The sequence below is a fragment of the Streptomyces sp. NPDC052236 genome, assembly GCF_044548015.1.
Taxonomy (GTDB): domain Bacteria; phylum Actinomycetota; class Actinomycetes; order Streptomycetales; family Streptomycetaceae; genus Streptomyces.
Genome location: NZ_JBIUBL010000007.1, coordinates 241,160 through 266,697, shown reverse-complemented (window position 1 = coordinate 266,697; position 25,538 = coordinate 241,160). Strand labels below are relative to the sequence as shown.

Here is a 25,538-nt window from a genome sequence, read left to right as displayed (position 1 = left end):
TACCTCCTCGATGCTTGGAGGCGCGTGCGTTCCTCGAAAATGGAGCCGCAGGAATAGCGGCTTATGCGTCGAGCACCCGCGCTCGGCACTCGGCCGGGGTGCCCCACGCATCCCGCAACGGCCGTGCCTTGCGCAGCCAGAGCGATAGATCCAGCTCATCCGTATAGCCGACGGCTCCGTGCAGTTGGAGTGCGGTGCGGGCCGCCTCGTACGCCGCCTCGCCCGCCATTACCTTCGCGGCGGCGATATCGGCGGGGCCCATGGACAGCGCCGCCCCGTACAACAGCGGGCGGGCGAATTCGAGGCGGATCAGGGTGTCGGCCAAGCGGTGCTTAACCGCCTGGAAGGAGCCGATGGGCGTGCCGAACTGTGTGCGCTGCTTGACGTACGCCACGGTCCGGTCGAGCAGCGCGAGCCCGACGCCCAGGGACTGCGCGGCGGTGACGAAGGCGGCCACATCGGCGGCGTAGGCGGCGGCGACGTCCACGCGCGGACCCTCGGCCAGCACCTCGCCCCCGGCGAGCGGCACGGCAAGCCGCCGCGCGGGGTCGAGGGACGCGCGTACGACCCCGTATCCGGGCGCGATGCGCAAGGCGGCGCCCCCCGAGGCGACCAGCGTCATGGTCGCCGCGTCCGGGTCCAGTGCGTACGGGCTGCCCCCCGGCCGCAGCGCCAGACTCGCCATCGACTCGCCCGACGCCAGGCCCGGCAGCAGCCGCTTCGCCGCCGACCCGTCGCCCAGTTCCGCCAAGCGGGTCAGCAGCGCCGCCGCAGCCACCGTCTCCACCAGCGGGCCCGGGACCGCATGGCGGCCCAGCTCCACGAAGGCCACGGCCAGTTCCGCCGGGAGCGGGCCCACACCCCCGTACGCCTCCGGCACCGCCAGCGCGAAGACCCCCGCCTCGGCGAGGCGTGCCCACACCGCCCGCCCTGGCGCGTGGTTTCCGGCCGCCCACGCCCGTACGGCCGACGGCGTGTCCGACGCGCTCAGCATCGCGTCCAGTGAGTGTTCGAAAGCCCGCTGTTCCTCGGTGAGCAGGAAACGCATCAGCGGCGGCCCTTCGGGAGGCCGAGCAGGCGCTCGGCGATGATGTCGCGCTGGATCTCGTTCGTACCGGCGTAGATCGGTCCGGCGAGCGCGAAGACGTACCCCTCCGCCCACGCGCCGTCCGCGAACTCCGCCTCCGCCTTCGCGCCGCCCAGCAGATCGAGCGCGGTCTCGTGCAGGGCGATGTCGTACTCGGACCAGAACACCTTGTTGAGACTCGACTCGGCCCCGATGGTCTCGCCCGCCGCGAAGCGCGACGCGCCCGCGTACGTGAAGAGCTGATAGGCGCGTGCGCCGATCACCGCGTCGGCGACCCGGTCGCGCAGCGCCGTATCCGAAGGGTCGTGTGCGCGCCACTGGTGTACGAGACGGTCCGCCGCCGCCAGGAAACGGCCTGGGGAGCGCAGCGTCAGCCCCCGCTCGTTGCCCGTTGTCGACATGGCGATACGCCAGCCCTGCCCCGGCTCGCCGATCACGTCCTCGTCCGGCACGAAGACCTCATCCAGGAAGAGTTCGGCGAACGCGGGCTTGCCGTCGAGGCGGCCGATGGGCCGGACCGTCACGCCGGGCGCGGACAGGTCGAACATCAGGTAGGTGAGGCCGTGGTGGGGTTTCGGGGCGTGGGCGTGGGCGAGGGCGTGGGCGTCCGGATCGGTGCGGAAGATGCCGAACGCGCGGTCCGCGAACGCTGCCCGCGACGACCAGGTCTTCTGGCCGCTGAGCAGCCAGCCGCCGTCCGTCCGTACGGCACGCGACCTCAGCGACGCGAGGTCGGAGCCGGACTCCGGCTCGGACCAGGCCTGCGCCCAGATGACCTCGCCACTCGCCATCGCGGGCAGAACCCGCGCGCGCTGCTCCTCGCTCCCGTGGTCGAAGAGCGTGGGGGCGAGGAGGTTGATGCCGTTCTGCGAGACGCGGCCGGGCGCGCCCATCGCGTAGTACTCCTCCTCGAAGGCCAGCCAGCTGAAGATGTCGACGCCCCGGCCGCCGTACTCCCGTGGCCAGGACACGACCGACCAGCGGGCCGCGTACAGCCGCGCCTCCCACGCGCGGTGCTCGGCGAAGCCCTCCGCCGTCTCCAGAGACGGAAGGGCGGCGGGCACGTTCGCGGCGAGCCAGGCGCGGGCCTCCGCCCGGAAGGCCTGCTCGTCTGCGGAGTGGTGAAGGTCCATTCGCGCATCCTTCCCTAACAAGTGTTTGGTAGGTTAACTTGCTGACGTGACCGACAACAGAGCGGCGTACGTGCCCGGTCATGGGCTCCTGACCGGCCGTACCGCCGTCATCACCGCCGCGGCGGGCGCGGGCATCGGCGGAGCCACCGCCCGCAAGTTCCTGGAGGAGGGCGCGCGCGTCCTCATCGGTGACGCGCACGCCCGCAGGCTGGGCGAGTCGCAGGCGAGCCTCGCGGCGGAGTTCGGCGCGGCGGCCGTCTCCGCGCTGCCCTGTGACGTCACCGACGAGGCGCAGGTCCGGGCGCTGTTCGCGAAGGCCGTACGGGACCACGGCGGCCTCGACATCGTCGTCAACAACGCCGGTCTCGGCGGCACGGCCGAGCTCGTCGACATGAGCGACGAGCAGTGGGACACGGTCCTCGACGTCACCCTGAACGGCACCTTCCGCTGCACGCGTGCGGCCCTGCGCTCCTTCAGGGAGTCCTTCAGACAGACGGGGCGCGGCGGGGTGATCGTCAACAACTCCTCCGTCGTCGGCTGGCGCGCGCAGGCGGGCCAGGCGCACTACGCCGCCGCGAAGGCGGGCGTCATGGCGCTCACCCGGTGCGCGGCGATCGAGGCGGCGCAGTACGGCGTACGGGTCAACGCCGTCGCGCCCAGCCTCGCCATGCACCCCCACCTGGTGAAGGTCACCTCCGCCGAGCTGCTCGCGGAACTGACCGGCAAGGAGGCCTTCGGCCGCTACGCCGAGCCGTGGGAGATCGCCAACGCCATCGTCTTCCTGGCGAGCGGCTACTCCTCGTACGTCACCGGCGAGGTCCTGTCGATCAGCAGCCAGCATCCGTAGGCCCAGGGGGACGAGGGCGAGAATGGGACCGTGCCCGAGAAACGTAAGAAAAAGAGCCAGGTGGTGACCGTGGCCGCCTCACCCGCGCGCCGCCGCGAACTCCTCGACACCGCCGCCGAGGTCTTCGCCGCGCAGGGCTACAACGCCACCACCGTCCGCACGATCGCCGACCAGGCCGGGATACTCGCCGGCAGCCTCTACTACCACTTCGATTCCAAGGAATCGATGCTGGACGAGATCCTCTCCACCTTCCTTGACGAGCTGTGGCAGGGGTACGACTCCGTGCTCGCCGCCGGGCTCGGCCCCAGGGAGACCATCGAGGCCCTCGTCATCGAGTCCTTCCGCGAGATCGACCGGCACCGCGCCGCCGTCGCGATCTACCAGAAGGAGTCCAGGCACCTGTCCGCGCAGCCCCGCTTCCACTACCTGACCGACTCGCAGCAGAAGTTCGAGAAGGCGTGGCTGGGGACGCTGGAGCGCGGGGTCGCGGACCGGGTGTTCCGGGCGGATCTGGACGTCCGGCTCACGTACCGGTTCGTACGCGACACGGTGTGGGTCGCGGCGTCCTGGTACCGGCCGGGCGGGCAGCACAGCCCGGAGGAGATCGCCCGCCAGTACCTGTCGATGGTGCTCGACGGAATCGCCGTACGTATGTCGTGAAGGAGTGATCATGGCCGAGGCCTACATCGTGGAAGCGGTACGGACGCCGGTGGGCAGGCGCAAGGGAGGTCTCGCCGCGGTCCACCCCGCCGACCTGGGCGCGCATGTGCTGGGGGCCCTGGTGGCGCGGACCGGCGTGGACCCCGCGGCGGTCGAGGACGTCGTCTTCGGCTGCCTCGACACGGTGGGGCCGCAGGCCGGTGACATAGCGCGTACGAGCTGGCTGGCGGCCGGGCTGCCCGAGGAGGTGCCGGGCGTGACCGTCGACCGGCAGTGCGGGTCCTCGCAGCAGGCGGTGCACTTCGCGGCGCAGGGGGTGCTCTCCGGGACGCAGGACCTGGTCGTGGCCGGTGGCGTACAGAACATGACGCAGATCCCGATCGCGTACGCGTCCCGGCAGGCGACCGTGCCGCTGGGGCTGACCGAGGGGCCGTTCGCGGGCAGCGAGGGCTGGCAGGCCAGATACGGGGGCAGGCCGGTCAACCAGTTCCACGGCGCGCAGCTGATTGCCGAGAAGTGGGGGATCTCGCGGCGCGACATGGAGGAGTTCGCGCTCACCTCCCACCGGCGGGCGGTCCGCGCGATCGACGAGGGCCGCTTCGAGCGGGAAATCGTGGCGTACGGGGAGGTACGGGTGGACGAGGGCCCGCGCCGCGACACCACCCTGGAGAAGATGGCGGCGCTGAAGCCGGTCCTGGAGGGCGGCACGATCACCGCCGCGTGCTCGTCGCAGGTCTCGGACGGCGCGGCGGCGATGCTGATCGCGAGCGAGCGGGCGGTCGCCGAGCACGGGCTGACCCCGCGGGCCCGGATCCATCACCTGTCCGTACGGGGTGAGGACCCGATCCGGATGCTGACGGCCCCGATCCCGGCGACGGCGTACGCGCTGAAGAAGACGGGCATGTCGATCGCGGACATCGACCTGGTCGAGATCAACGAGGCCTTCGCGCCGGTGGTACTGGCGTGGCTGAAGGAGACGGGGGCGGATCCGGACAAGGTCAACGTCAACGGTGGCGCGATCGCGCTGGGGCACCCGCTGGGCGCGACGGGCGTGAAGCTGATGACGACGCTGCTGCACGAGCTGGAGCGCACGGGAGGCCGCTACGGGCTGCAGACGATGTGCGAGGGCGGCGGGCAGGCGAACGTGACGATCATCGAGCGGCTGCTCTGACCGTGCTGGGGCGTGCTGGGGCGTGCTGCGGGGAGACACGCCGCGCCCGTGTGACCCAGGCGACCACCGTCACCGGCTCGGGCGTGCTACGGTGAAGGAGTTGCAGTTTTGGTACCCATGAACTTTGTGTGCGCCTGACGGGAATGCTTCCTCAGGCGCACATTTTGTTTCCGGCTTCTCCGGATGGGGCTCAATAACAACAACGGGAAATTCGCGAAGTGCGAGTTTTCGCTTGCCCCTGTTTTAGGAGAATGACATGGCTACTGGAACCGTGAAGTGGTTCAACTCGGAAAAGGGCTTCGGCTTCATTGAGCAGGACGGCGGCGGCGCCGACGTCTTCGCTCACTACTCGAACATCGCCACCCAGGGCTTCCGCGAGCTCCAGGAGGGCCAGAAGGTTTCCTTCGACGTCACGCAGGGCCAGAAGGGCCCGCAGGCGGAGAACATCGTCCCCGCCTAATTAGGCTGGCACGCGAACCTCGCAGCCGGGGCCCGCACCGTCAAGGTGCGGGTCCCGGCTTGTGCTGTCTCATGTCTCACATGCCCAGGAGGGCAATACCCGCATGACTCGCTCCGAACGCCCGGCTCGCCAGGACCGCCCGACGACCCGAAAGCGCCCGGTCACCTCCCGCGCCCAGGGCCCCGCCAGGGGATCAGGATCCGGATCCGGCAAGGCACCCGCCCGCAAGGCGGCGCCCCCGCAGGAATTCACCCTGCCGGAATCCATCGTTCCCGCGCTGCCTGCCGTCGAGGCGTTCGACGAGCTGGACATGCCCGCCGCGCTGCTGAAGACCCTCGTGGCCCAGGGCGTGACCGAGCCCTTCCCGATCCAGGCCGCCACCCTGCCGAACTGTCTCGCGGGCCGCGACATCCTCGGCCGCGGGCGCACCGGCTCGGGCAAGACCCTCGCCTTCGGGCTGGCGCTGCTCGCCCGTACGGCGGGCCGGCGGGCCGAGTCGCGCGCGCCGCTCGCGCTCGTACTCGTACCGACGCGTGAGCTGGCGCAGCAGGTCACGGACGCGCTCTCGCCGTACGCGACGTCTGTCCAGCTGCGGATGACCACGGTCGTCGGCGGAATGTCGATCTCCAAGCAGGCGGGCGCGCTGCGGCGCGGCGCCGAGGTGGTCGTCGCGACGCCCGGGCGGCTGAAGGACCTGATCGAGCGCGGCGACTGCTCGCTCGACCGGGTGGCGATCACCGTGCTGGACGAGGCCGACCAGATGGCCGACATGGGCTTTATGCCGCAGGTGACCGCCTTGCTGAAGCAGGTCGAGGCGGACGGTCAGCGGATGCTGTTCTCGGCGACGCTGGACAAGAACATCGACCGGCTCGTGAAGATGTTCCTGAACGACCCGGTCGTGCACTCCGTCGACCCGTCGGCGGGTGCCGTCACGACGATGGAGCACCACGTGCTCCACGTCATGGACGAGACCGACAAGAAGGCCGTGGCGACGCGTATCGCGGCCCGCGAGGGCCGGGTGATCATGTTCGTGGACACCAAGCGTGGCGCGGACCGCTTTGCCAAGCGGCTGCTGGCGAGCGGAGTACGGGCGTCCGCGCTGCACGGCGGCCGTTCGCAGCCGCAGCGCAACCGGACGCTCGACCAGTTCAAGACGGGCGAGGTCACCGTCCTCGTCGCGACGAATGTGGCGGCGCGCGGCATCCATGTCGATGACCTCGACCTGGTGGTGAACGTCGACCCGCCCGTCGACCACAAGGACTACCTGCACAGGGGTGGCCGCACCGCGCGTGCGGGCGAGTCCGGCAGTGTCGTGACGCTGGTGCTGCCGGAACAGCGGCGCGAGATGACGCGGCTGATGGCGGACGCGGGGATCAACCCGCACACGGCGCGGGTGAAGTCCAGCGACGAGGAACTGAGCCGGATCACGGGGGCGCGGGAGCCGTCGGGTATCCCGATCGTGATCGAGGTGCCGGTGGTGGTTGCGCAGCAGCCGCAGAGGCGTCGGGCGCAGGTGCCCGCGCAGCGGAGCGGGTCCCGCGGGGCGGGGCGTGGGGGCGGTCAGGGTGTCCAGGGTGGACGTTCTGCCGCGGGCGGCGGCGCGGGTGCCGGCGCCGGCGGGACCAGCCGTGGTCGCCGGGGCGGCGGAGGCGGTCGCCGAGCGGCGGCGTAGGCCCGGGCCCTTGTCGGGGCGCTGCCCCGAACCCCGCGCCTCAATCGCCGGCGGGGCTCTTTAGAGCCCGTCCGGCGATTGAGGACCGGGGGTTTGGGGGCGGAGCCCCCAGTTACGGGATGGGGCGGGGTGGGGAAAGGCCCGCCGCAGGCGAACCCACACCGGGCAAGCCGCCCAGTACCACCCCCGCCTCCCTCATCACCCTCCCCACCAGCTCCTCGCAGCTCGGCAGGTCATCGATCACCCCCGCCACCTGCCCCGCCGCCATCACCCCCACATCCGTACGCCCCTCCACCATCGCCGCCCGCAACAACATCGGCGTATTCGCGGCCAGCAGCACCTGGCTCCAGCTCAGCTCCCGACTCACCCCCCGGCTGCGCCGCATCGCCAGACCATCACGGATCATCCGCGACCACGACAACCCGGACACCTTCCGGAAGCCCGCCGCCCGGCGCACCGCCTGCCCCAGTGCCCGCGCCCGGCCCGCCCGCTCCAGCGCGGCGACCAGGTCCGTACGGAGCATCCGGTGCGGCAGCCCGTCGACCGCCGTGGTCACCGTGACATCCTTCACGGAAGCCGCCAGATACGCCGCCTTGACCGCGTCCGGCACCGTCGAGTCCGACGTCAGCAGGAACCGCGTCCCCATCGCGATGCCCGCCGCCCCGTACGCCAGCGCCGCCACCAGACCGCGCCCGTCGTGGAAGCCGCCCGCCGCGATCACCGGGATGTCCACCGCGTCCACCACCTGCGGGAGCAGCACCGTCGTGGCCACCTCGCCGGTGTGGCCGCCGCCCTCGCCGCCCTGGACGAGGACCGCGTCCGCGCCCCACGCGGCGACCTTCTCCGCATGCCGCCGCGCCCCCACGGAGGGGATCACGACCACGCCGGCGTCCTTGAGCTCGGCGATCAGTTCACGCGAGGGCGCGAGCGCGAAGGACGCGACCTTCACGCCCTCCTCCACGATGATGCGGACCCGCTCCCGCGCATCCCCGGCGTCGGCGCGGAGGTTGACCCCGAACGGCGCGTCCGTACGCGAACGGACCTCGCGGACGGCGTCGCGCAACTGCTCGGTGGTCATGGTCGCCGAGGCGAGGATGCCCAGGGCTCCGGCGTTGGCGGAGGCGGAGACCAGCCGGGGCCCGGCGACCCACCCCATGCCGGTCTGGACGATCGGATGCCGTACGCCGACGAGCGCGGTGAGCGCGGTCTCGATCACGACCTGACCTCGCGCTCACGCCGACTGTCCGGGTCGATCACTTCGCGGATGAGGCGCAGCTCGGCAGTGGTCGGCTCTCGCGTGTACGGAACATCCGCCGGGATCGTCAGCGCGAAACCGGTCGCGTCCCTGACCTGGTCGAGAGTCACCCCGGGATGCAGGGAAGCAAGCCGCATCGACCGGTCATCGGTCTCGAAATCGAAGACGCCCAGATCCGATACGACCCGGGGGATCCGGTGGTAACGCGCCCCGGCCGCACGGTCGTACCCCACGCCGCACACCATGTCGACGCGCGCCACGAAGACCCGGGTGGAGTGCCTGGGCACCCAGTAACTGACCGGATTGTTCAGCGTATTGACGGGCGCGCCGCGTACGCCGAGGAGCTGGCGGGCGGGCCGCTCCCAGTCTCCGACACAGGAGATGTTCTGGTTGCCGTAGCGGTCGAGCTGGCTCGCGCCCATCATCACGTGGCGGCGTCCGCCCGTGACCATCGTCAGATGACGGCGGTACGGCAGCCAGCCCTCCACCGTGCCGTCGAGGCCGACCAGCATCGCCTCGCCGTCCGTCAGCAGCAGCTCGGGCGAGAAGGTGCGCTTGGCGAGCCGCGCCCCGAAGGCAGGGATCAGGCCGCCCATCGGGCTGGCCAGCACCTCACCGTTGCCGCGCCACGCCTCGGCGCACGCGACGACGCAGTACTCGGAACGGCTGACCGTCATCCCTGCTCCTTGTCCTTGTCCCTGTGCCATGCCGCGACGGCGGACTGGTAGTCGTGCTCGGAGCCACCGGCCAGGAAACGCCCCGCGAACTCGGGCCAGGGAGTGGTCGCGTACAGCCGCTGGAACGCCTCGTCGCGGCCGTAGTCGGGGGCGCAGGACGTGAAGTGCGCGCCGTTCGGCGTCTCGGTCACGCCGGTCACGGAGTGGCGGCTGACGAGGAGGGTCTGCGGTGCCGCGTCCTTCGTCAGCTCGGCCGTCTCGACAAGCTGCTCGCAGGAGACGTACGCGGCACCCGCCGCCTCGCAGAAGAGGTCGTCGAAGTACGGGTCCGGGCCCAGGTACTGGCCGTTGCCGAGGCGGTCCGCGCGGTTGAGGTGGACCAGCGCGGCGTCCAGCCGCAGGGCCGGTGCGGCGACGAACTCCTCCTCATCTCCGTAGGGCGAAGTCACCGTACGCAGCCACGGGTTGACCCGCATCACATCGGACCCGATGCCCGCGCGGACGGGCAGGAACGGCAGCCGGTTGGCGGCGGCGTGCAGGCCCCACATGAACATCGCCTCGTCCAGCTCGGTCAGCGCGAAGCCGCCGCGCTCGCGGGCGGCGCGGAAGTGCGGTTCGAGGGGGATCGAGTCCAGGGTGACGAAGGCGGTGACAAGGCGGCGGATCCGGCCGGCGGCGGCGAGGAGGCCGACGTCGGGGCCGCCGTACGAGACGACGGTGAGATCGGTGATCTCGCTACGGAGCAGTGCCCGCACGAGCGCCATCGGCTTGCGGCGCGAGCCCCAGCCGCCGATGCCGATCGTCATCCCGCTGCGGAGCCGGGAGACGACGTCCTCGGGCGTCATGGTCTTGTCGGTCGTCACGGCTGTGGGCTCTCCTTACCAAAGGTGTCGCGGACGCGGTCGGCGACCCCGCTGAGGTTGGCCTCGAAGGTGAAGCCCTGCTCGAAGCGGTAGCTGCGGCGTACGTCGACGGGGTCGATGCCGTTGATGGCCGCCTTGGCCAGCCGGATGAGACCGCCGTCCTTACGGGCGATCTCCCGCGCCAACTCCACCGACGCGGCAGCCAGTTCGGCGCGCGGGACGACCTTCCAGACCGAGCCGTGGGCATGCAGCTCCCGCGCGGTCGCGGTGCGTGAGGTGTAGTAGAGAGCGCGCATCAGATGCTGGGGGACCAGGCGGGCGAGATGTGTGGCCGCGCCGAGCGCGCCCCGGTCGAGCTCGGGCAGCCCGAAGGTGGCGTCGTCGGAGGCGACGATGACGTCCGCGTTGCCGACGAGGCCGATGCCGCCGCCCAGGCAGTAGCCGTGCACCGCGGCGACGACGGGCACCTCGCACTCGTATACGGCGGCGAAGGCCTCGTAGCAGCCACGGTTCGCCCCGATGAGCCTGCTGTGCCCAGTGTCGCGCTGGAGCTCCTTGATGTCCACGCCCGCGTTGAAACCACGGCCCGCGGCGGCCAGGACGACACACCGGATCTCCGGATCCCGGCCCGCCGCGCGCACGGCGTCGGCGAGGTCGTACCAGCCCTGCACCGGGAGGGCGTTGACGGGCGGGAAGTCGACCGTGACGGCGCGGACGCCGTTCTCCGGGCTTGATGTGAAGACACCCGAGACACCCATGAGCGGATCAGCTACCTTTCCACCAAACGTTTGTTAGGGAAGGTAGCAGCCGATGGAGCTGGACGGGAGGGTCGTCGTCGTCACCGGCGGCACGCGGGGCGTGGGCGCGGGCATCGCGTGGGCGTTTCTGCGAGCGGGCGCGAAAGTGGTGATCTGCGCGCGACGGCCGCCCGACGTCCGGATCCCCGGAGCCGAGTTCGTACCACTTGACCTGCGCGAACCGGACGCCGTGGGGGAGTTCTTCGACGGGGTCGCGGCGCGGTACGGCCAGCTGGACACCCTGGTCAACAACGCGGGCGGCACGCCGTACCGACTGCTGGGGGAGGGGGCACCGGCCCGGCACGCCCGCGTGATCGAGCTCAATCTCACCGCGCCGCTGACCGCCTCGCTCGCGGCGTACGAACACCTCAGGGCGGCCGGTGGCGGCTCGATCGTGATGATCGGCAGCGTCAGCGGCGGCCGTCCTTCGCCGGGGACGGCGGCGTACGGAGCGGCCAAGGCGGGCCTGGAGAACCTGGCCCGCTCCATGGCTGTGGAGTGGGCTCCTCACGTACGGGTGAACACGCTCGTTCTCGGCATGGTCCGCACCGAGCTGTCCCACGTCCACTACGGCGACGAGGAGGGCATCGCGGCGGTCGGCCGCACGGTGCCGCTGGGGCGGCTCGCCGAACCCTCGGAGGTCGGGGACGCGGCGGTGTTCCTGGCGTCGGAGCGGGCGGCGTATGTGAGCGGGGCGTCGCTGCTGGTGCACGGGGGCGGGGAGCGCCCCGCGTTCCTGGACGCCGCCAACGTCAACGCCAACGTCAACGCCAACGTCAATAGGGAGGCATGAGATGACCGCGATGTGTCACGGGCGTGTGGTGATCGTGACCGGCGCCGGGCGCGGCCTGGGGCGCGCCCACGCCCTCGCCTTCGCCGCAGAAGGGGCGCGGGTCGTCGTCAACGACCTGGGTGTCGGGCTGGACGGCGCGGGCGGATCGGGCGACCCCGCGCAACGGGTCGTCGAGGAGATCCGGGCGGCGGGCGGTGAGGCGGTGGCGCACGGCGGCGACATCGCGTCCACGGAGGGCGCCGCGTCCCTGGTCACCACCGCACTGGAGACGTACGGCCGCCTCGACACCCTCGTCAACAACGCGGGCTTCCTGCGCGACCGGATGCTCGTCAACCTCGCCGAGGACGACTGGGACGCGGTGCTGCGGGTGCATGTGAAGGGGCACTTCCTGCCGCTGAAGCATGCGGCGGCGCACTGGCGGGCGGAGTCGAGGGAAGGGCGGCCGGTGGTGGCCCGGGTCGTCAACACCACGTCCGGGGCGGGGCTGCTGGGCAGCGTCGGGCAGGGCAACTACGCGGCCGCGAAGGCGGGGATCGTCGGCCTGACGCTGGTCGCGGCGGCGGAGCTGGGCCGGTACGGCGTTCAGGTCAACGCGATCGCGCCGGCAGCTCGTACGCGTATGACCGAGGATGCCTTCTCCGGTCTGTCCGCGCTGCCGGAGGATGTGTCGCCGCTGGTCGTCTGGCTCGGTTCGGCGGCGAGTACGGGGGTGACCGGCCGGGTCTTCGAGGCGGAGGCGGGCCGTATCACGGTCATGGAGGGCTGGCGGCCGGGGCCGACGGCGGACAAGGGGGCGCGCTGGACGCCGTCGGAGGCGGGGGCGGCGGCGCGGGGGCTGCTGGCGGAGGCGGAGCCGCCGGGGCGTGTGTACGGCGCGGTGAGGAGCGGCGTGGTCAGGGACTGACCGAGGGGTGGGCGTCAGGGACGGTGCGGGGAGACCGACTCCAGTCGGCGCCTGAGGCGTTCGTCCTGGACGTGGCGGACGGCGTCCGTGGCGATGTCGCGGGCGTATCCCTCCGTGGCCTCCCTCGCGAGTATCCGCGCCAGAGCCGGGCCCGCGCGCGGGTCCTGGCGTACAGCCAGGCCTCTGGCCGCCTCCGCGGCGGTGTCCGCGTCCAGATCACAGATCCGCGCGGCGAGCGCCTCCCGAATCCGGTCGGTATCGGCGTCCACTTCCGCCAGGGCTGTGGTCGCCCAGTCCCTGACGTGCGGGTTCGAGTCCCGGGTCAGCGCGATGAGGGTATCGATGCCCTCCGCGTGGTCCCCCGGCACGAGCCCGAAGAGGGACAAGGCGACTTGACTGCGGACCTCGGCGACGGGATGCCGGGCGTGCCGCAGTATCTCGGGGAGCGCGGCGGGATCCCCGTACTGGCCGAGCGCGAGTACGACGGCCTGGATGAGCGCGGGCTCGCGGGCCCCTCGGGACAGCTCCCGCAACAGGGGCACCGCCCGCGCGGCAAAGGGCCGCCGCAGACCGATTCCGGTTTCCGGGCGGGCCCGGGTCTCTTCGGTTACGGGGCCGGTGGGCCCGGCTTCGGGGGCGGTTTCCGCTTCCCGGGCGGCGGGTCCGGGTTCGGGTTCGGGGGTGGCTGGGGCCTTTCCGGGTTTCGGGCCGACTCGGGTCCCCTGGGCCCTGTCGGTTTCTGTTGCTGCCCGAGTCTTCTCGGCTTCCCGGACCTCCCGGGGCGCGGCGGTTTCCGCGGTCTCTGCGATCCTCCTGGCTTCCCGGGCGGCGGGTTCGGGTCCGGGTTCGGGGGTGGTTGGGGCCTCTCCGGTCTTCGGGCCGACTCGGGTCCCCTGGGCCCTGTCGGTTTCTGCTGCTGCCCGAGCCTTCTCGGTGTCCTCGGGTCCGGCTTCCGGGGCGGCCGGGGCCTCCCGGGTCCCCCCGGCTTCCTGGGCCTCCGGGATATTCCGGGCCTCCTCCGCTCCCCGTTCCTCCCCCTCCCGCTCTCCCTCTCCCCGCGGGCTCTCGAAACCCAGCTGCGCCAGCACCTCCGCCGCGAACGCCTGCCGTAGCGGGTCTCCGCTCGCGCAACACTCCGCCGCCGCCTCGAACGTCTCCTCGTCGCCCCGGCCCCACAGCGCCAGCACCGACTCGATCCAGTCGTCCTTCTCCGGGTCCCCGCACCGCAGCGCCCGCTCAGCCAGCTCCTCGTACGGCGTCCGGATGCCCAGCTCCCCCTCCAGCAGTGTCGCGATCGCCGCGTGGCCCGTCTGCTGCTCGTTGCCCGCCAGGGGCCTGCCGTCCCGCAGCAGGTCGACGGTTACCGTCACGCCGCCGTCCTCCTCGACCCGCCGGGTCACCACCTCGTACGGACCATGGCTCTCGTCCCCCTCGGCCTCCTCCCCGAACGCCCGCAGCAGCCCCTCACGCAGTTCCCGCTCCACATCCCGTACGAGCCACTGCCGCGCCTCCTCCAGCGCCGCCTCCTTCGCGCGGGCGCCGTGCCGCAGCAGCGCCCGTACGGTCGACGGGGAGCCGCGGCGGGCGGCCAGCACCAACGGCTGTTCGCCGCCGGAGCCCGGCAGATTGGGGTCCGCCCCGTACTCCAGCAGCGCTTCCGCCGTCCCCGCGTGCCCCAGCGTCACCGCCCACCGCAGCGCCGTGAAGCCGTACGCCTCCGGCTGGTCCGGCTGCGCGCCCGCGGCCAGCAGCGCACGTACCACCTCCGTATGGCCGCCGACCGCGGCCCCGCACAGCGGCAGATCCCCGGCCTCGGGGCCGCTCGCGCGCTCGGGCGCCGCCCCTGCGGCCAGCAGCAGCCGGACGATGCCCACCTCGTCCCCGAGCGACGCCAGATAGAGCGGAGTCTGCCCCTCCTCGTCGGTCGTATCGGCCGGGACTCCCGCCCTCAGCAGCCCTACGACAGCGTCGTCCTCGCCGTCGTACACCGCTTCGAACAACTCGCGGGTGCCCGGCGCTGCAGGCTCCGTCGGCTCCTTCGTCATTCTTCGAGCCTACGGAAGATCGGTCAGGTGTCGCATTCGAGAATCGTGCGGCACAGACCGCAGCGGGCACGTACCCGTCCGCGTACGGGAACGCGGATGCGCTGGTGGCAGGTAGGGCAGTCGAAGGAGACGCGCATACCGTCCGGGCCGGGTTCGAAGCCGTAAACAGCCGAGCCGACCGAACCGGCCGAGCCCGCCCAGCCCGCGCCCTCCGCCCGGCCCGTGTTCTCCACCGCCGTGGCCTGCGCATGGCGCCGGTCCTTGGCGTAACGGTGCCGCCCCGCCCACCCCGCGGCGGTGAGCGGCGGCCGCTGCGCGTCGCGCAGCGCCTGGACACGGCCCCGGGTGTAGGCGGTGTACGCCTGCGGGCTGGTGAACCAGGGCGAGGGGTCCTCGTCGAAGGCCATCGCCCGTTTGGCGAGGACGTAACCGAACTCCTCCGGCGTCAGATAGCCGAGCTTCTGGCTGGAGACGCTGTCCTCCCGGAACGCGTCGAGCAGCAGCCACCCCGCCCCCAGATACGTCGTCGCGGTGTCCGTGAGGATCTCGTTGTCGCGGGTGTCGGGGAACGAGAGGTCGAGCCGGTGCAGCACCACATGCATGATCTCGTGGGCGAGAGCCGCGCCGATGTCCCTGCGGTGGGTGCGGAAACGGTCGTTGAGCTCGATGAAGTACTCGGGTCCCGCGGCGAGTTCCACGCTCGCGGCATGGTGCATCTCGCGGAAGCTGATGATCATCCGGGCGTCCGGCAGCCGCAGCTGGTGCACCAGGGCGCGGGCGACGCGCTGCGCCCCGAGATGCAGGTCGTCCTGGTCGGCGAAGGCCACATCCGCGGGCACGACGCTGGGGGCGTAGGAGAGCACGGTCTCGCGCGAGAGGCGCCGGTAGAGCGCGGTGATCGCCGTCCGCACGGTGTCGAGGTGCGGAAAGCCGTGTACGACCTCACTGCCGTTCGTCTTCGCCACCACGTCTCGTACCCCCCATGCACGACGGTCGGCCGAACCCAACTCTACGGCGATCCGATCTATCGGGCTGGTGGCTAATCCCAGCCATGATCCACGCCATGGCGATGGCCGAAAAGTGCTCCTTGTGACACGGGTGATCCACTCTCCATAATCCGGATCACGCTTTGTCGGGCTCATGTCAGTGCCAATGCCGGGCTGCTTGGACCAGGCATGCGCGTACGCCTCAACCCCCCACGAAAGGCAGTCCGTTGAAGCAACTTCTGCGTGCGCTCAAGAGATGTGCCGCGGCCGGTGCCGTCATCCTCGCGGCCGTCAGCCTCCAGCCCTCCTCGGCCTTCGCCGGAGAGTCCGCCGCTCCCCCCGTCGTCGGCGGAACCCGCGCCGCCCAGGGTGAATTCCCCTTCATGGTCCGGCTCTCGATGGGCTGCGGCGGCTCGCTGTACTCCCCGACCGTCGTCCTGACGGCCGCGCACTGTGTCAGCGGTTCCGGCAACAACACGAGCATCACCGCGACCGCGGGCGTCGTCGACCTGCAGAGCTCCAGCGCCGTCAAGGTCAGGTCCACCAAGGTCCTGCAGGCCCCGGGCTACAACGGCACCGGCAAGGACTGGGCGCTGATCAAGCTGGCCGCGCCGATCAACCTCCCGACGCTGAAGATCGCCGACACGAAGGCGTACGACAGCGGCACGTTCACCGTCGCCGGGTGGGGTTCGGCCCGCGAGGGCGGCGCGCAGCAGCGCTACCTCCTCAAGGCCACCGTTCCGTTCATCAGCGACACCACCTGCAGGGGATACGGCGGCTATTACAGCAGCCTCGTCGCGAGCGAGGAGATCTGCGCCGGCTTCGCCCAGGGCGGCGTCGACACCTGCCAGGGCGACTCCGGCGGTCCGATGTTCCGCAGGGACAGCGCCAACGCGTGGATCCAGGTCGGCATAGTCAGCTGGGGCGACGGCTGCGCCCGGGCCAACGCACCCGGTGTCTACACCGAGGTCTCGACCTTCGCTTCCGCCATCAAGTCCGCGGCGGCAACTCTCTAGCGAGTGGCAGTAGGGGAGGGGCAGGCCGACACCTGCCCCTTCCCGGCACCGGGCCTCCCGGACGCTGGGACCCCACGTGAGCCACGTAAGCTCGCTGGCCATGAGTACGAGTGACACCAGGGACATCGACGAGACCGTACGCGCCGAACTGAACCGCCTGCGCGAGAGCATCGACAACATCGACGCGGCGGTCGTGCACATGCTCGCCGAGCGCTTCAAGTGCACCCAGCAGGTCGGCTACCTCAAGGCCGAGCACAACCTGCCGCCCGCCGACGCGGCCCGCGAGTCCCGCCAGATCGAGCGGCTGCGCGAACTGGCGGAGAGCGCCAAGCTGGACCCGGCGTTCGCGGAGAAACTGCTGACGTTCATCATCGCCGAGGTCATCCGCCACCACGAGACGATCGCCCGGTCCTGAGAAGGCGTACTTCGTACGGGGGAGAGGGAGGCACGTCGATGGAAGCTGACGCACGCCGCTCCTAACGTCGTGCCATGACAACGAGAGTGCCGATCCGCCGGCTGCAGCAGCATGCGAGTGAGCTCATTGAGCGAGTGGCCGCGGGGGAGCGAGTGGAGATCACTCGCAACGGAACGTTGATCGCGGTCCTCGCTCCACCAGATCAGGAACAGCGTGTCATGGATGACCTCAGTACCGGCAGTGTGGACCAGGAGCACGCAGAGTCGGCTCGCGGGCTGGGTGACTGGCAGCCGCTGCCCGACTGCCCTGGCCACCCGTCCCGGCTCTCCGAGACCGATGCCCTGCGCACCTTTGCGTGCTGGTAAGGACGGCGGAGGCCCCCGAGGTCGCTGATGCCGCCGAGGACATGCTCGACCGGCTGCTCCACATCCGCATCAAAGACCGATCCTTCGCGCGGCCGGGATGTTCCCCCAGCGAAATCTGCGCAGCCTCGACGCGATCCACCTCGCCTCCGCCGAACACCTGGAACAGGCACTAACCGCCTTCGTTACGTACGACAGGCGCTTGGCCGCCGCAGCGGCCGAACGGGACCTACCAGTGGCGGCCCCCGGCAGCACATAGCTCACAGCCCCGCGTACGCACGGAGACGCGCGGAGCACGCAGAGAACCCCGTGCGCTGACAGCGCAACCGATACCCCGTGTGCGGGACCCGCCCCATCGGGCAGCATGGCCCCCATGCCCGTACTGACGCGCGACGAAGCGCAGACCCGAGCCCAGCTCCTCGACGTCCACCGGTACACGATCGACCTCGATCTCACCACCGGCGACGAGACCTTTGACTCCCGAACCGTCATCCGCTTCGCCGCGCGCGCCGCCGGGGACACCTTCGTCGAGCTCAAGCCCGCCGAACTGCGCTCCATCACCCTCGACGGGCAGCCGCTCGACCCCGAAGCGCTCATCGAGAACCGGCTCGCCCTCACCGGGCTCGGCGCCGGCGAGCACGAGCTGCGCGTCGACGCCGCCATGCGCTACTCCCGCACAGGCGAGGGCATGCACCGCTTCACCGACCCCACCGACGACGAGGTCTACGTCTATACCCAGCTCTTCATCGAGGACGTCCAGCGCGTCTTCGCCGCCTTCGACCAGCCCGACCTGAAGGCCGTCTTCGAGCTGAACGTCACCGCCCCCGAGAGCTGGACCGTCCTCGGCAACGGCATCGCCACCCACACCGGCGACGGCCACTGGACCTGCGCCCCCACCCCGCCCCTCGCCACCTACTTCGTCGCCGTCGCCGCCGGACCCTGGCACTCCGTGCGCACCGAGCACGCCGGGCTGCCCTTCGCCCTCCACTGCCGCCGCTCCCTCGCGCCGTACCTCGACGCCGACGCCGACGAAATCCTCGACATCACGCGCCAGTGCTACGACCGGTACCACGAGAAGTTCGAGGAGCCCTACCCCTTCGACTCGTACGACCAGGCCTTCGTACCCGAGTTCAACGCCGGCGCGATGGAGAACCCCGGCCTGGTCACCTTCCGCGACGAGTTCGTCTACCGCTCCGCCGTCACCGACACCGAGCGGCAGACGCGCGCGATGGTCATCGCGCACGAGATGGCCCACATGTGGTTCGGCGACCTGGTCACCCTCAGATGGTGGGACGACATCTGGCTGAACGAGTCCTTCGCCGAGTACATGGGCTACCAGACCCTCACCGAAGCCACCCGCTTCACCGACACATGGGTGGACTTCGCGATCGGACGCAAGTCCTGGGGATACGACGCCGACCAGCGGCCCTCGACCCACCCCGTCGCCCCCGACCCCGACGCCGTTCCCGACACCGCGTCCGCGATGCTCAACTTCGACGGGATCTCCTACGCCAAGGGGGCATCGGCGCTGCGCCAGCTCGTCACCTGGCTCGGCGAGAAAGACTTCCTGGCAGGCATCAACGCCCACTTCGCCCGGCACAAGTTCGGCAACGCGACCCTCGCCGACTTCATCGACTCCCTCGCGCAGTCCACCGAGCGCGACGTGCACGGATGGGCCGAGGTGTGGCTGCGTACGACGGGCGTCGACACCCTCACCCCCGCGATCACCGACTCCTCCTCCGACGGCGGCGGCTGGACGCTGGCGGTCGAGCGCGACGGCAGCCGCCCGCACCGCATCGCCGTCGGCGCGTACGACACCGATCCGCTGGACGCGGAGCGGCTCGTCCTGCGCCACCGCCTCGAACTTGACCTCCCGCAGAGCGAGAACGGCACGCACCCGGGCCGCCGCCCCACCCTCGTCGTACTCAACGACGGCGACTTCAGCTACGCCAAGGTCCGGCTGGACGCCACCTCCTGGGACACGGCCGTACGCTCACTCTCCGGCCTCCCGGACCCGCTGACCCGCGCCGTCGTCTGGAACGCCGCCCGCGACATGGTCCGCGACGGGGAACTCGCGCCCACCGCGTACCTGGAGGCCGCGCGCGCCCACCTCCCGCGCGAGTCGGACGTCGCGGTCGTGCAGGGCGTCCTCGCCTTCGCCGCGACCCAGCTCGCCAACCGCTACCTCCCCGCTACGGAACGGCCCGCCGCCCTCGCCACGCTCCGGGCCATCTGCCGAGACCTGCTGCGCCGCACGGAGGACGGCAACGGCTCGGGCCTGCGCCTGACCGCCGTACGCCACTTCATCGACGCGTCCGGGCAGCCGGAGACGCTCCAGGAGTGGCTGCGCGACGGCGGGGTGCCCGGTGGCCCGGAGCTCGACCCGGAACTGCGCTGGCGGATTCTGTACCGGCTGGCGGTCCTCGACGCGACGGACGACACGGAGATCGCGGCGGAGCTGACCCGCGACCCGAGCGCCACCGGCCAGGAGGGCGCGGCCCGCTGCCGTGCCGCCCTGCCGTCGGCGGAGGCGAAGGCGGCGGCGTGGGAGCGGCTCTTCGCGACCGACACCCTCTCCAACTACCTGTTCACGGCCACGGCCCAGGGCTTCTGGCAGCCCGAACAGGCGGAGCTGGTACGGGAGTACGTGCCCCGCTACTACCCCGAAGCGGTGGCCCTGGCCACCCGCCGCGGGCCCGCCATCGCGGATGCGGCGGGGCGCTATGCGTTTCCGCTCCACGCGGTGGACGCGGAGACGCTGCGGCTGGGGGAGGAGTGCCTGCGGGACGCGGACATGATCCCGGCGCTGCGGAGGAAGCTCGCGGACCAACTGGACGACTTGCGCAGGGCGTTGACGGTACGCAAGGACTGACCCGAGGAAGGCCGGGGCCCGGCCTCGCGGCGGACGGCGGAGCCGCCGAGTAGGGCCTCCACCGCCTGCGGCGAGCACCGGACGCCGGTACCGCGAGGTCCGGCGGGCCCGGCGGGTCCGGCGGGCCCGGCGGGCCATGGGCGGCAGCCTCTGTGCGTCGCCCTGGGCCCGCGCGCCCGCGGCCTGGGGCGGCCTGGGGCGGCCTGCGCGGCGACCGGGGTGACGGCCTCCTCGGCGGGGACGTCGGCCTCCGGCTCGGGCTGCCGGTGCCGGGTCGCGTGGCCGCGAACGGCTGGCTGATGGTCGGCGGGGCGAGCGGGTTACGCGCGCCAGGTGGCGAGCAGCCCCTCGAACACCTGGCGAGTGCTGTCGGCCGCCGCGCGGACGGCGGAGCCGCGAAGCCGGGCGGGCCACGTGGGCCAAGGGCGGCAGCCCCTGCGGGCCGCCCTGGCCCCGCGTACCGCGCGACCGCCACCGTAGGCGCGTGGCCCCGGGGACCACTTCGGCAGGCCGACGTCGACGTCGGCGCGGAGGGGAGAATCCGCCCTTACGCGGGGACGTGGCCACAGGAGGCGGAGCCGCAGGTCGACGCCGCCCAGCAGGGCCGCGCGGGCAACAGGCTTTGCCCGTACGCCCGTAGGGGCGCGCCCGGCCGGGGGCCAACCCGCGCGTCGACGCGGTCCGAGGCTCGGGGCGGCAGGCCGAAACACCCCCACCCACCCCCCCACACCAGTACCACTTTCACGCCCCGATCGTTGTGCTCTGCGGGCACCCCACTCGATGCGCCGGACACCCCTGCGCCTCAGTCCCGCCCCCGGAGGACCTCGATGACCACGCCCCCCCTCGCCGGAGGCACCGCCGGGCCCGATGGGCTGCGCCCGTTGCTGGAAGTCGTGCTCGACGCGCTGCACGACGGGGCCGCCGAGCGCGGAGGGCCGTTTCCCGCCGGAGGGCCCGGTGGTGTCGGCGCGCGACTGCGGGAGGCCGTCGAGCCCGTGCTGCCCGAGCAGGGGATCGGCGCGGGCGAGGCCCTCCGCAGCCTCGTCCATGCCGTCGCCCAGGGCTCGGCCGACCCCGCCGACCCCCTCTGCGTCGCCCATCTGCACAACCCGCCCCTCGCACTCGCCGTCGCCGCCGATCTCGCCGGGTCCGCGCTCAACCCCTCCATGGACTCCTGGGACCAGGCCCCGGCCGCCTCCGAGCTGGAGGCCCTCCTCACCCGGACCCTCGCCGCCGAGGTCTATCCGCGCGCGCCCGCTCCCGACGCACTCGTCACCACCGGCGGCACCGAGTCCAACCAGCTCGGCCTGCTGCTCGCCCGCGAAAGGCACGGTGCCGTGCAGGTCCTCTGCGGAGAGGACACCCACCACTCCGTACGCCGTGGAGCCTGGCTCCTCGGCCTCCCCGAGCCCGTGACCGTCCCGCAACGCCCAGGCGCCCTCGACGCCGCACTCACCGCTCATCGAGGGCCCGTCCTCGTCGTCGCCACCGCCGGTACCACCGACACCGGCCGCATCGACCCCCTCCCCGAGATCGCCGACCTCTGCGAGCGCCACCGCGCCGAACTGCACATCGACGCCGCGTACGGCGGCCCGCTGCTGTTCAGCACCGGCCTCCGCCCCCTCCTCAACGGCCTGGACCGCGCCCACTCCGTAACCCTCGACCTGCACAAACTCGGCTGGCAGCCCGTCGCCGCCGGCCTCCTCGCCGTATCCGACCGGGCCCGCCTCGCGCCCCTCGGGCACACCGCCGAGTACCTCAACGCCGACGACGACACCCGAGCGGGCCTGCCCGACCTGCTCGGCCGCTCACTGCGTACGACCCGCCGCCCCGACGTACTCAAGATCGCCGTCACCCTCAAAGCACTCGGCCGCACCGGCCTCGGCGCGCTCGTCGACCGCTCCTGCGCCACCGCCCGCGACTTCGCCGAGCTCGTCGCGCAGACCCCGGGCCTTCAGCTGTACGAGCGGCCCACCCTCTCCACCGTGCTGTTCCGCCCCGCCGCGGCCACCGACGAGCAGACCGCCCGCATCCGCCGCGCGCTCCTCACCGAAGGCCGCGCCGTCCTGGGCCGAGCCCGACCTCAAGGCCCCTACGGCTCCCACGGCCAACACGGCGGCCCCAAGAGCCCGCTCTGGCTCAAGGCCACCTTCCTCAACCCCCACGCCACCCCCGACGACCTGAAAACCCTCATCGGACTCGTACTCGCGGAAGGCAGTGCCCACTCATGACCACACCACCCATCGAAACCGACCCGCCCCACGACCTCGTCGGCATCGGCATCGGCCCCTTCAACCTCTCCCTCGCCGCCCTCGCCGACGGCGTCCACGGCGGCATCGACGCCGTCTTCTACGAGCAGCACCCCGCCTTCCACTGGCACCCCGGCCTGCTCATCGACGGCACCACCCTCCAAGTCCCCTTCCTCGCCGACCTGGTGACCCTCGCCGACCCGGCCAGCCCCTGGACCTTCCTCAACTACCTCCGCGCCCGCGACCGGCTCTTCCCCTTCTACTTCGCCGAGCGGTTCCACATCCAGCGCGCCGAGTACGACGCCTACTGCCGCTGGGTCAGCGACAGCCTCCCCGGCCTGCACTTCGGCCACCAGATCGACGCCGTCCGCTGGAACCCCGAACGCGCCCTCTTCGAGGTCGACTACACCCAGCTCGACGCCGACGGCGAGGCCGACGCCCTGGGCCGCACCTACACCCGCCACCTCGCGCTCGGCGTCGGCACCGAGCCGTACGTCCCCGAACCGCTCAGGCTGCTCGCCGACGCCCGCACCGTCCCCGTCGTCCACTCCGCCGACTACCTCGACCACCGCGAACAGCTCCTGGCCGCCGAGCACATCACCGTCGTCGGCTCCGGACAGTCGGGCGCCGAGGTCTTCCTCGACCTGCTGCGGGCCCGCCCCGCCGGAGCCGAGAAGATCCACTGGCTCGCCCGCACCGAGGCGTTCGCGCCGATGGAGTACTCCAAGCTCGGCCTGGAGCACTTCACCCCCGACTACACCCGCTACTTCCACGCCCTGCCCGAGCAGACCCGCGACGCGCTTCTCCCGCGCCAGTGGCAGCTCCACAAGGGCATCGCCGCCGACACCATCGCCGCCATCCACGACGAGCTCTACCGCCGCACCCTGCACGGCGGCTGGCCCGACGCCGTACTCCTCCCGGGCGTCACCGTCCGCACCGCCGGCCGCGTCGCCACCACCAAGGTCGAACTCCACCTGGAGCACATCCAGCAGGCCACCCGCTCCCGCCTCACCACCGAAGCCGTGGTGCTCGCCACCGGCTACCGCGAGCGCCCGCTCAGCCGGCTGCTCGCCGGACTCGACCCGTACGTACGCCATGACGCGACCGGCCGCCCTCGCGTCGATGGGCAGTTCCGGCTGGACATGGACCCCTCGGTCACGGGCTCCGTCTACGTACAGAACGCCGAACGCCACACCCACGGCGTCGGCGCCGCCGACCTCGGCCTCGCCGCCTGGCGCAGCGCGAGCATCCTCAACTCCCTCACCGGCAAGGAGCACTACCCGCTGCCGCACCGCACCGCCTTCACCAGCTTCGGGCTCCAGCAGCGCGAGCTCTCCAGCCTCCCCAGGCAGACACCGGAGCTCACGCCCCTCGCCCAGGGAAACTGAAGACCACACCCGGCACCGAACCTCAGCACCAGACCTCAGCACCGAACGTCAGCACCGGATCAGAAGACCGGCGTGCCCTCCCGCGTCAGCTTCCAGCCCACCGTCGCGAACTGCGCCGGATCCACCGCGCCCTTCGCCTGCACCCAGCTGATGATGGTGTTCCGGATCTCCTCCGAATTCGCCCACAACTGCTGGGACCTCGCCACGTGCGGGAAGTTCCCGCCGCCGCTCGCCCGGTAGTTGTTCACGGCCAGCACGAACTGCGCCGCCGCGTCGATCGGCTTGCCGTCGTACGACAGATTCACAATCCGCGAACCGCCCGGCTTGGCGATGTCGATCTCGTACGTCACACCCGAGACCGCGTCGTAGTTGTAGTCCGGAGTGTTGCCGGCGTTCGTCAGCTTCGCCGTGTCCACCGGAGCGCCGGCCGGCGTCTGCACGTAATACCGCGCGGAGAACTCCAGATAGTCCTTGAGCTGCGCGCCCGTCAGCAGCCGCGCCTCCAGCGTGTTCTCGAAGACGTACAGCCCAGCAGCGTCCTTCAGGGTCACCTGCCCGGCCGGTATCGCCGCCGTACGCGAGAAACACGACGCCTGCGAAAGCACGGGCAGCGCCGCGTACTGGCCGCCCGCCAGCGCCGTCTTCACCGTCTCCGCCTGGACGTGGTTGATCAGATCGATGATCGGCTCGTCCTTCCACGGCGCCGCGACCGTGGTGATCGTCGTGGTGCAGGTGCCAATGACCTGGTTGACGTACGCGACGACCTTCGTGTGCTCGTCCCCGAGCAGCCGCGTGATCTTGGGGTCCTCGGCGACGGTGTTGGAATTGAGGACCTTCGCGGCGGCCTTCTCGACCGTCCAGCGGCCCTTGCTCCAGACCAGGTCGAAGTCGAAGAGGGTCAGCCGCTGGCCCCACTTGAGCGGCTCTGAGAGCAGAACCTGCTTGCCGGTCTCCTTATTGGTGACGAAGTACTCGGCGATCTCGGTGTGCGCGTGGCCGACGAGGATCGCGTCGATGCCCGGCACCTGCTCGGCGACCAGACCGGCGGCATTCTCGATGTACGGGAGCTGGTCACCGTACGAGGACGTACCGCTGGAACCCGAGTGCGCGGAGACGATCACGACATCCGCGCCCATGGACCGCAGCTTCGGCACCCACTTCGCGGCCTGCTCCTCCAGCCCCGGGAAGGTCATCTTGCCCTGGACGTTGGCCTTGTCCCAGATGGCGATGCCCGGGTTGGTGAGACCGAGGACCGCGACCTTCACATCACGGCCGCAGGGGGTACGCAGCCGGTGCATGCTGTACGGGGCGAAGGCCGGGCGGAGAGTCTTCGCGTCCAGCGCGTTGGCGCCGAGCAACGGGAAGTCGCACTGCTCCTCGAACTTCCGCAGCACCGGAATGCCGTAGTTGAACTCGTGGTTGCCGAGCGCCGCCGCGTCGTAGCCGATGGCGTTCATGGCCTGCGCCATGGGGTGCACCGGGCCGCGCCGCGCCGTGATCGGGTCGACCTTGGCGTAGTAGTACGACAACTGGGTGCCCTGGATGGTGTCACCGGCGTCGATGAGGAGGGTGTTGCGGCGGCCCTTCTCGGCGCGGATCTGATCCACGAGAGTCGAGATCTTCGCCAGGCCCACGTCATTGCGGTCCCTGTCGTCGAACTCCTTGTCGGTGAAGTAGTCCCAGTTGAAGACATTGCCGTGCAGGTCGGTGGTCCCCATGACGGTGAAGGAGTACCGCTTCGGCGGACGCCCGGACCCGGAGCCCTCCGCGATTGCTTCCTTCGCCTCGGCGGGTACGGCGGTGCTGCCCACGATGGCCACACCGGCCCCGGCGGCGGCCGACCGCTCCAGGAACGTCCTACGGTTCAGCGGCATTCTGTCTCCCTC

23 protein-coding genes and 1 pseudogene are annotated in these 25,538 nt (G+C 71.4%); 15 read left to right on the top strand and 9 right to left on the bottom strand.

All coding sequences use genetic code 11. The annotated features are described in order from the left end of the window. Positions 1-61 precede the first annotated feature (61 nt). Both ACIHCQ_RS15005 and ACIHCQ_RS15000 read right to left on the bottom strand, forming a co-directional pair. Complete coding sequence (locus ACIHCQ_RS15005; RefSeq protein WP_399661909.1) at positions 62-1,048, bottom strand: acyl-CoA dehydrogenase family protein; 987 nt, start codon at positions 1,046-1,048, stop codon at positions 62-64. Next, on the bottom strand, positions 1,048-2,220 hold the full coding sequence (locus ACIHCQ_RS15000; RefSeq protein ID WP_399661907.1) for an acyl-CoA dehydrogenase family protein: 1,173 nt from the start codon (positions 2,218-2,220) through the stop codon (positions 1,048-1,050). The genes ACIHCQ_RS15005 and ACIHCQ_RS15000 overlap by 1 nt, the downstream gene beginning before the upstream one ends. 46 nt (positions 2,221-2,266) lie before the next feature. On the opposite strand from ACIHCQ_RS15000, the gene ACIHCQ_RS14995 reads away from it, so the two are divergent. The 5 genes from ACIHCQ_RS14995 (at position 2,267) to ACIHCQ_RS14975 (ending at position 7,030) form a co-directional block, all read left to right on the top strand. Continuing rightward, on the top strand, positions 2,267-3,067 hold the full coding sequence (locus tag ACIHCQ_RS14995) for an SDR family oxidoreductase (protein ID WP_399661905.1): 801 nt from the start codon (positions 2,267-2,269) through the stop codon (positions 3,065-3,067). 30 nt (positions 3,068-3,097) lie between these two features. Continuing rightward, a complete protein-coding gene (locus tag ACIHCQ_RS14990; RefSeq protein ID WP_399661903.1) occupies positions 3,098-3,727 on the top strand; it encodes a TetR/AcrR family transcriptional regulator in 630 nt (209 codons plus the stop codon). Between the two features lie 10 nt (positions 3,728-3,737). Further along, positions 3,738-4,898 carry an acetyl-CoA C-acetyltransferase gene (locus ACIHCQ_RS14985; protein ID WP_399661902.1) on the top strand — a complete coding sequence of 387 codons (1,161 nt, stop codon included), beginning with the start codon at positions 3,738-3,740 and terminating at the stop codon, positions 4,896-4,898. Positions 4,899-5,154: 256 nt separating this feature from the next. Continuing rightward, the gene (locus ACIHCQ_RS14980) at positions 5,155-5,358 is read left to right on the top strand and encodes a cold-shock protein (RefSeq protein ID WP_015607926.1); all 204 of its coding nucleotides are present in this window, start codon (positions 5,155-5,157) and stop codon (positions 5,356-5,358) included. 103 nt (positions 5,359-5,461) lie between these two features. Further along, positions 5,462-7,030, top strand: a complete 1,569-nt coding sequence (locus ACIHCQ_RS14975) for a DEAD/DEAH box helicase (RefSeq protein WP_399661900.1) — start codon at positions 5,462-5,464, stop codon at positions 7,028-7,030. Positions 7,031-7,142: 112 nt separating this feature from the next. On the opposite strand, the gene ACIHCQ_RS14970 is transcribed toward ACIHCQ_RS14975, so the two are convergent. From ACIHCQ_RS14970 to ACIHCQ_RS14955, 4 genes are read right to left on the bottom strand one after another with little or no spacing between them, the layout of a single operon-like run. Beyond that, positions 7,143-8,243, bottom strand: coding sequence for an NAD(P)H-dependent flavin oxidoreductase (locus ACIHCQ_RS14970; RefSeq protein ID WP_399662046.1), 1,101 nt, complete (start codon positions 8,241-8,243; stop codon positions 7,143-7,145). After that, a complete protein-coding gene (locus ACIHCQ_RS14965; protein WP_399661899.1) occupies positions 8,243-8,962 on the bottom strand; it encodes a CoA-transferase subunit beta in 720 nt (239 codons plus the stop codon). The genes ACIHCQ_RS14970 and ACIHCQ_RS14965 overlap by 1 nt, the downstream gene beginning before the upstream one ends. Beyond that, positions 8,959-9,807, bottom strand: a complete 849-nt coding sequence (locus tag ACIHCQ_RS14960; protein WP_399662044.1) for a CoA transferase subunit A — start codon at positions 9,805-9,807, stop codon at positions 8,959-8,961. The genes ACIHCQ_RS14965 and ACIHCQ_RS14960 overlap by 4 nt, the downstream gene beginning before the upstream one ends. Before the next feature lie 14 nt (positions 9,808-9,821). Continuing rightward, a complete protein-coding gene (locus ACIHCQ_RS14955; protein WP_399661897.1) occupies positions 9,822-10,583 on the bottom strand; it encodes an enoyl-CoA hydratase family protein in 762 nt (253 codons plus the stop codon). 52 nt (positions 10,584-10,635) lie between these two features. On the opposite strand from ACIHCQ_RS14955, the gene ACIHCQ_RS14950 reads away from it, so the two are divergent. Together ACIHCQ_RS14950 and ACIHCQ_RS14945 are read left to right on the top strand one after the other, a co-directional pair. Then, a complete protein-coding gene (locus tag ACIHCQ_RS14950) occupies positions 10,636-11,415 on the top strand; it encodes an SDR family oxidoreductase (protein ID WP_399661895.1) in 780 nt (259 codons plus the stop codon). Between the two features lies 1 nt (position 11,416). Beyond that, the gene (locus ACIHCQ_RS14945) at positions 11,417-12,319 is read left to right on the top strand and encodes an SDR family oxidoreductase (RefSeq protein WP_399661894.1); all 903 of its coding nucleotides are present in this window, start codon (positions 11,417-11,419) and stop codon (positions 12,317-12,319) included. A 14-nt stretch (positions 12,320-12,333) separates the two neighbouring features. On the opposite strand, the gene ACIHCQ_RS14940 is transcribed toward ACIHCQ_RS14945, so the two are convergent. After that, positions 12,334-14,364: an ankyrin repeat domain-containing protein gene (locus tag ACIHCQ_RS14940; protein WP_399661892.1), complete on the bottom strand. Its 2,031-nt coding sequence runs from the start codon at positions 14,362-14,364 to the stop codon at positions 12,334-12,336. 23 nt (positions 14,365-14,387) lie between these two features. Further along, positions 14,388-15,332 (bottom strand): hypothetical protein, encoded by a 945-nt coding sequence (locus tag ACIHCQ_RS14935; RefSeq protein ID WP_399661890.1) that lies wholly within the window; start codon positions 15,330-15,332, stop codon positions 14,388-14,390. Positions 15,333-15,577: 245 nt separating this feature from the next. On the opposite strand from ACIHCQ_RS14935, the gene ACIHCQ_RS14930 reads away from it, so the two are divergent. The 8 genes and pseudogenes from ACIHCQ_RS14930 (at position 15,578) to ACIHCQ_RS14895 (ending at position 23,652) form a co-directional block, all read left to right on the top strand. Continuing rightward, positions 15,578-16,366: a S1 family peptidase gene (locus tag ACIHCQ_RS14930; protein WP_399661888.1), complete on the top strand. Its 789-nt coding sequence runs from the start codon at positions 15,578-15,580 to the stop codon at positions 16,364-16,366. A 100-nt stretch (positions 16,367-16,466) separates the two neighbouring features. Further along, positions 16,467-16,781: a chorismate mutase gene (locus ACIHCQ_RS14925; RefSeq protein ID WP_399661886.1), complete on the top strand. Its 315-nt coding sequence runs from the start codon at positions 16,467-16,469 to the stop codon at positions 16,779-16,781. 74 nt (positions 16,782-16,855) lie between these two features. Further along, a pseudogene (locus ACIHCQ_RS14920) lies at positions 16,856-16,993 on the top strand (type II toxin-antitoxin system Phd/YefM family antitoxin); the annotation flags it as partial. Between the two features lie 6 nt (positions 16,994-16,999). After that, complete coding sequence (locus ACIHCQ_RS14915) at positions 17,000-17,146, top strand: hypothetical protein (RefSeq protein WP_399662064.1); 147 nt, start codon at positions 17,000-17,002, stop codon at positions 17,144-17,146. Between the two features lie 97 nt (positions 17,147-17,243). After that, complete coding sequence (locus tag ACIHCQ_RS14910) at positions 17,244-17,402, top strand: hypothetical protein (protein WP_399661884.1); 159 nt, start codon at positions 17,244-17,246, stop codon at positions 17,400-17,402. Positions 17,403-17,516: 114 nt separating this feature from the next. Further along, on the top strand, positions 17,517-20,015 hold the full coding sequence (pepN, locus tag ACIHCQ_RS14905) for an aminopeptidase N (protein ID WP_399661882.1): 2,499 nt from the start codon (positions 17,517-17,519) through the stop codon (positions 20,013-20,015). Positions 20,016-20,842: 827 nt separating this feature from the next. Next, on the top strand, positions 20,843-22,246 hold the full coding sequence (locus ACIHCQ_RS14900; RefSeq protein WP_399661880.1) for a pyridoxal phosphate-dependent decarboxylase family protein: 1,404 nt from the start codon (positions 20,843-20,845) through the stop codon (positions 22,244-22,246). Further along, positions 22,243-23,652: a lysine N(6)-hydroxylase/L-ornithine N(5)-oxygenase family protein gene (locus ACIHCQ_RS14895; protein ID WP_399661878.1), complete on the top strand. Its 1,410-nt coding sequence runs from the start codon at positions 22,243-22,245 to the stop codon at positions 23,650-23,652. The genes ACIHCQ_RS14900 and ACIHCQ_RS14895 overlap by 4 nt, the downstream gene beginning before the upstream one ends. 59 nt (positions 23,653-23,711) lie before the next feature. Here the strand turns inward: ACIHCQ_RS14895 and ACIHCQ_RS14890 are convergent, their stop codons facing one another. After that, on the bottom strand, positions 23,712-25,526 hold the full coding sequence (locus tag ACIHCQ_RS14890; RefSeq protein WP_399661876.1) for a bifunctional metallophosphatase/5'-nucleotidase: 1,815 nt from the start codon (positions 25,524-25,526) through the stop codon (positions 23,712-23,714). Positions 25,527-25,538: the final 12 nt, after the last annotated feature.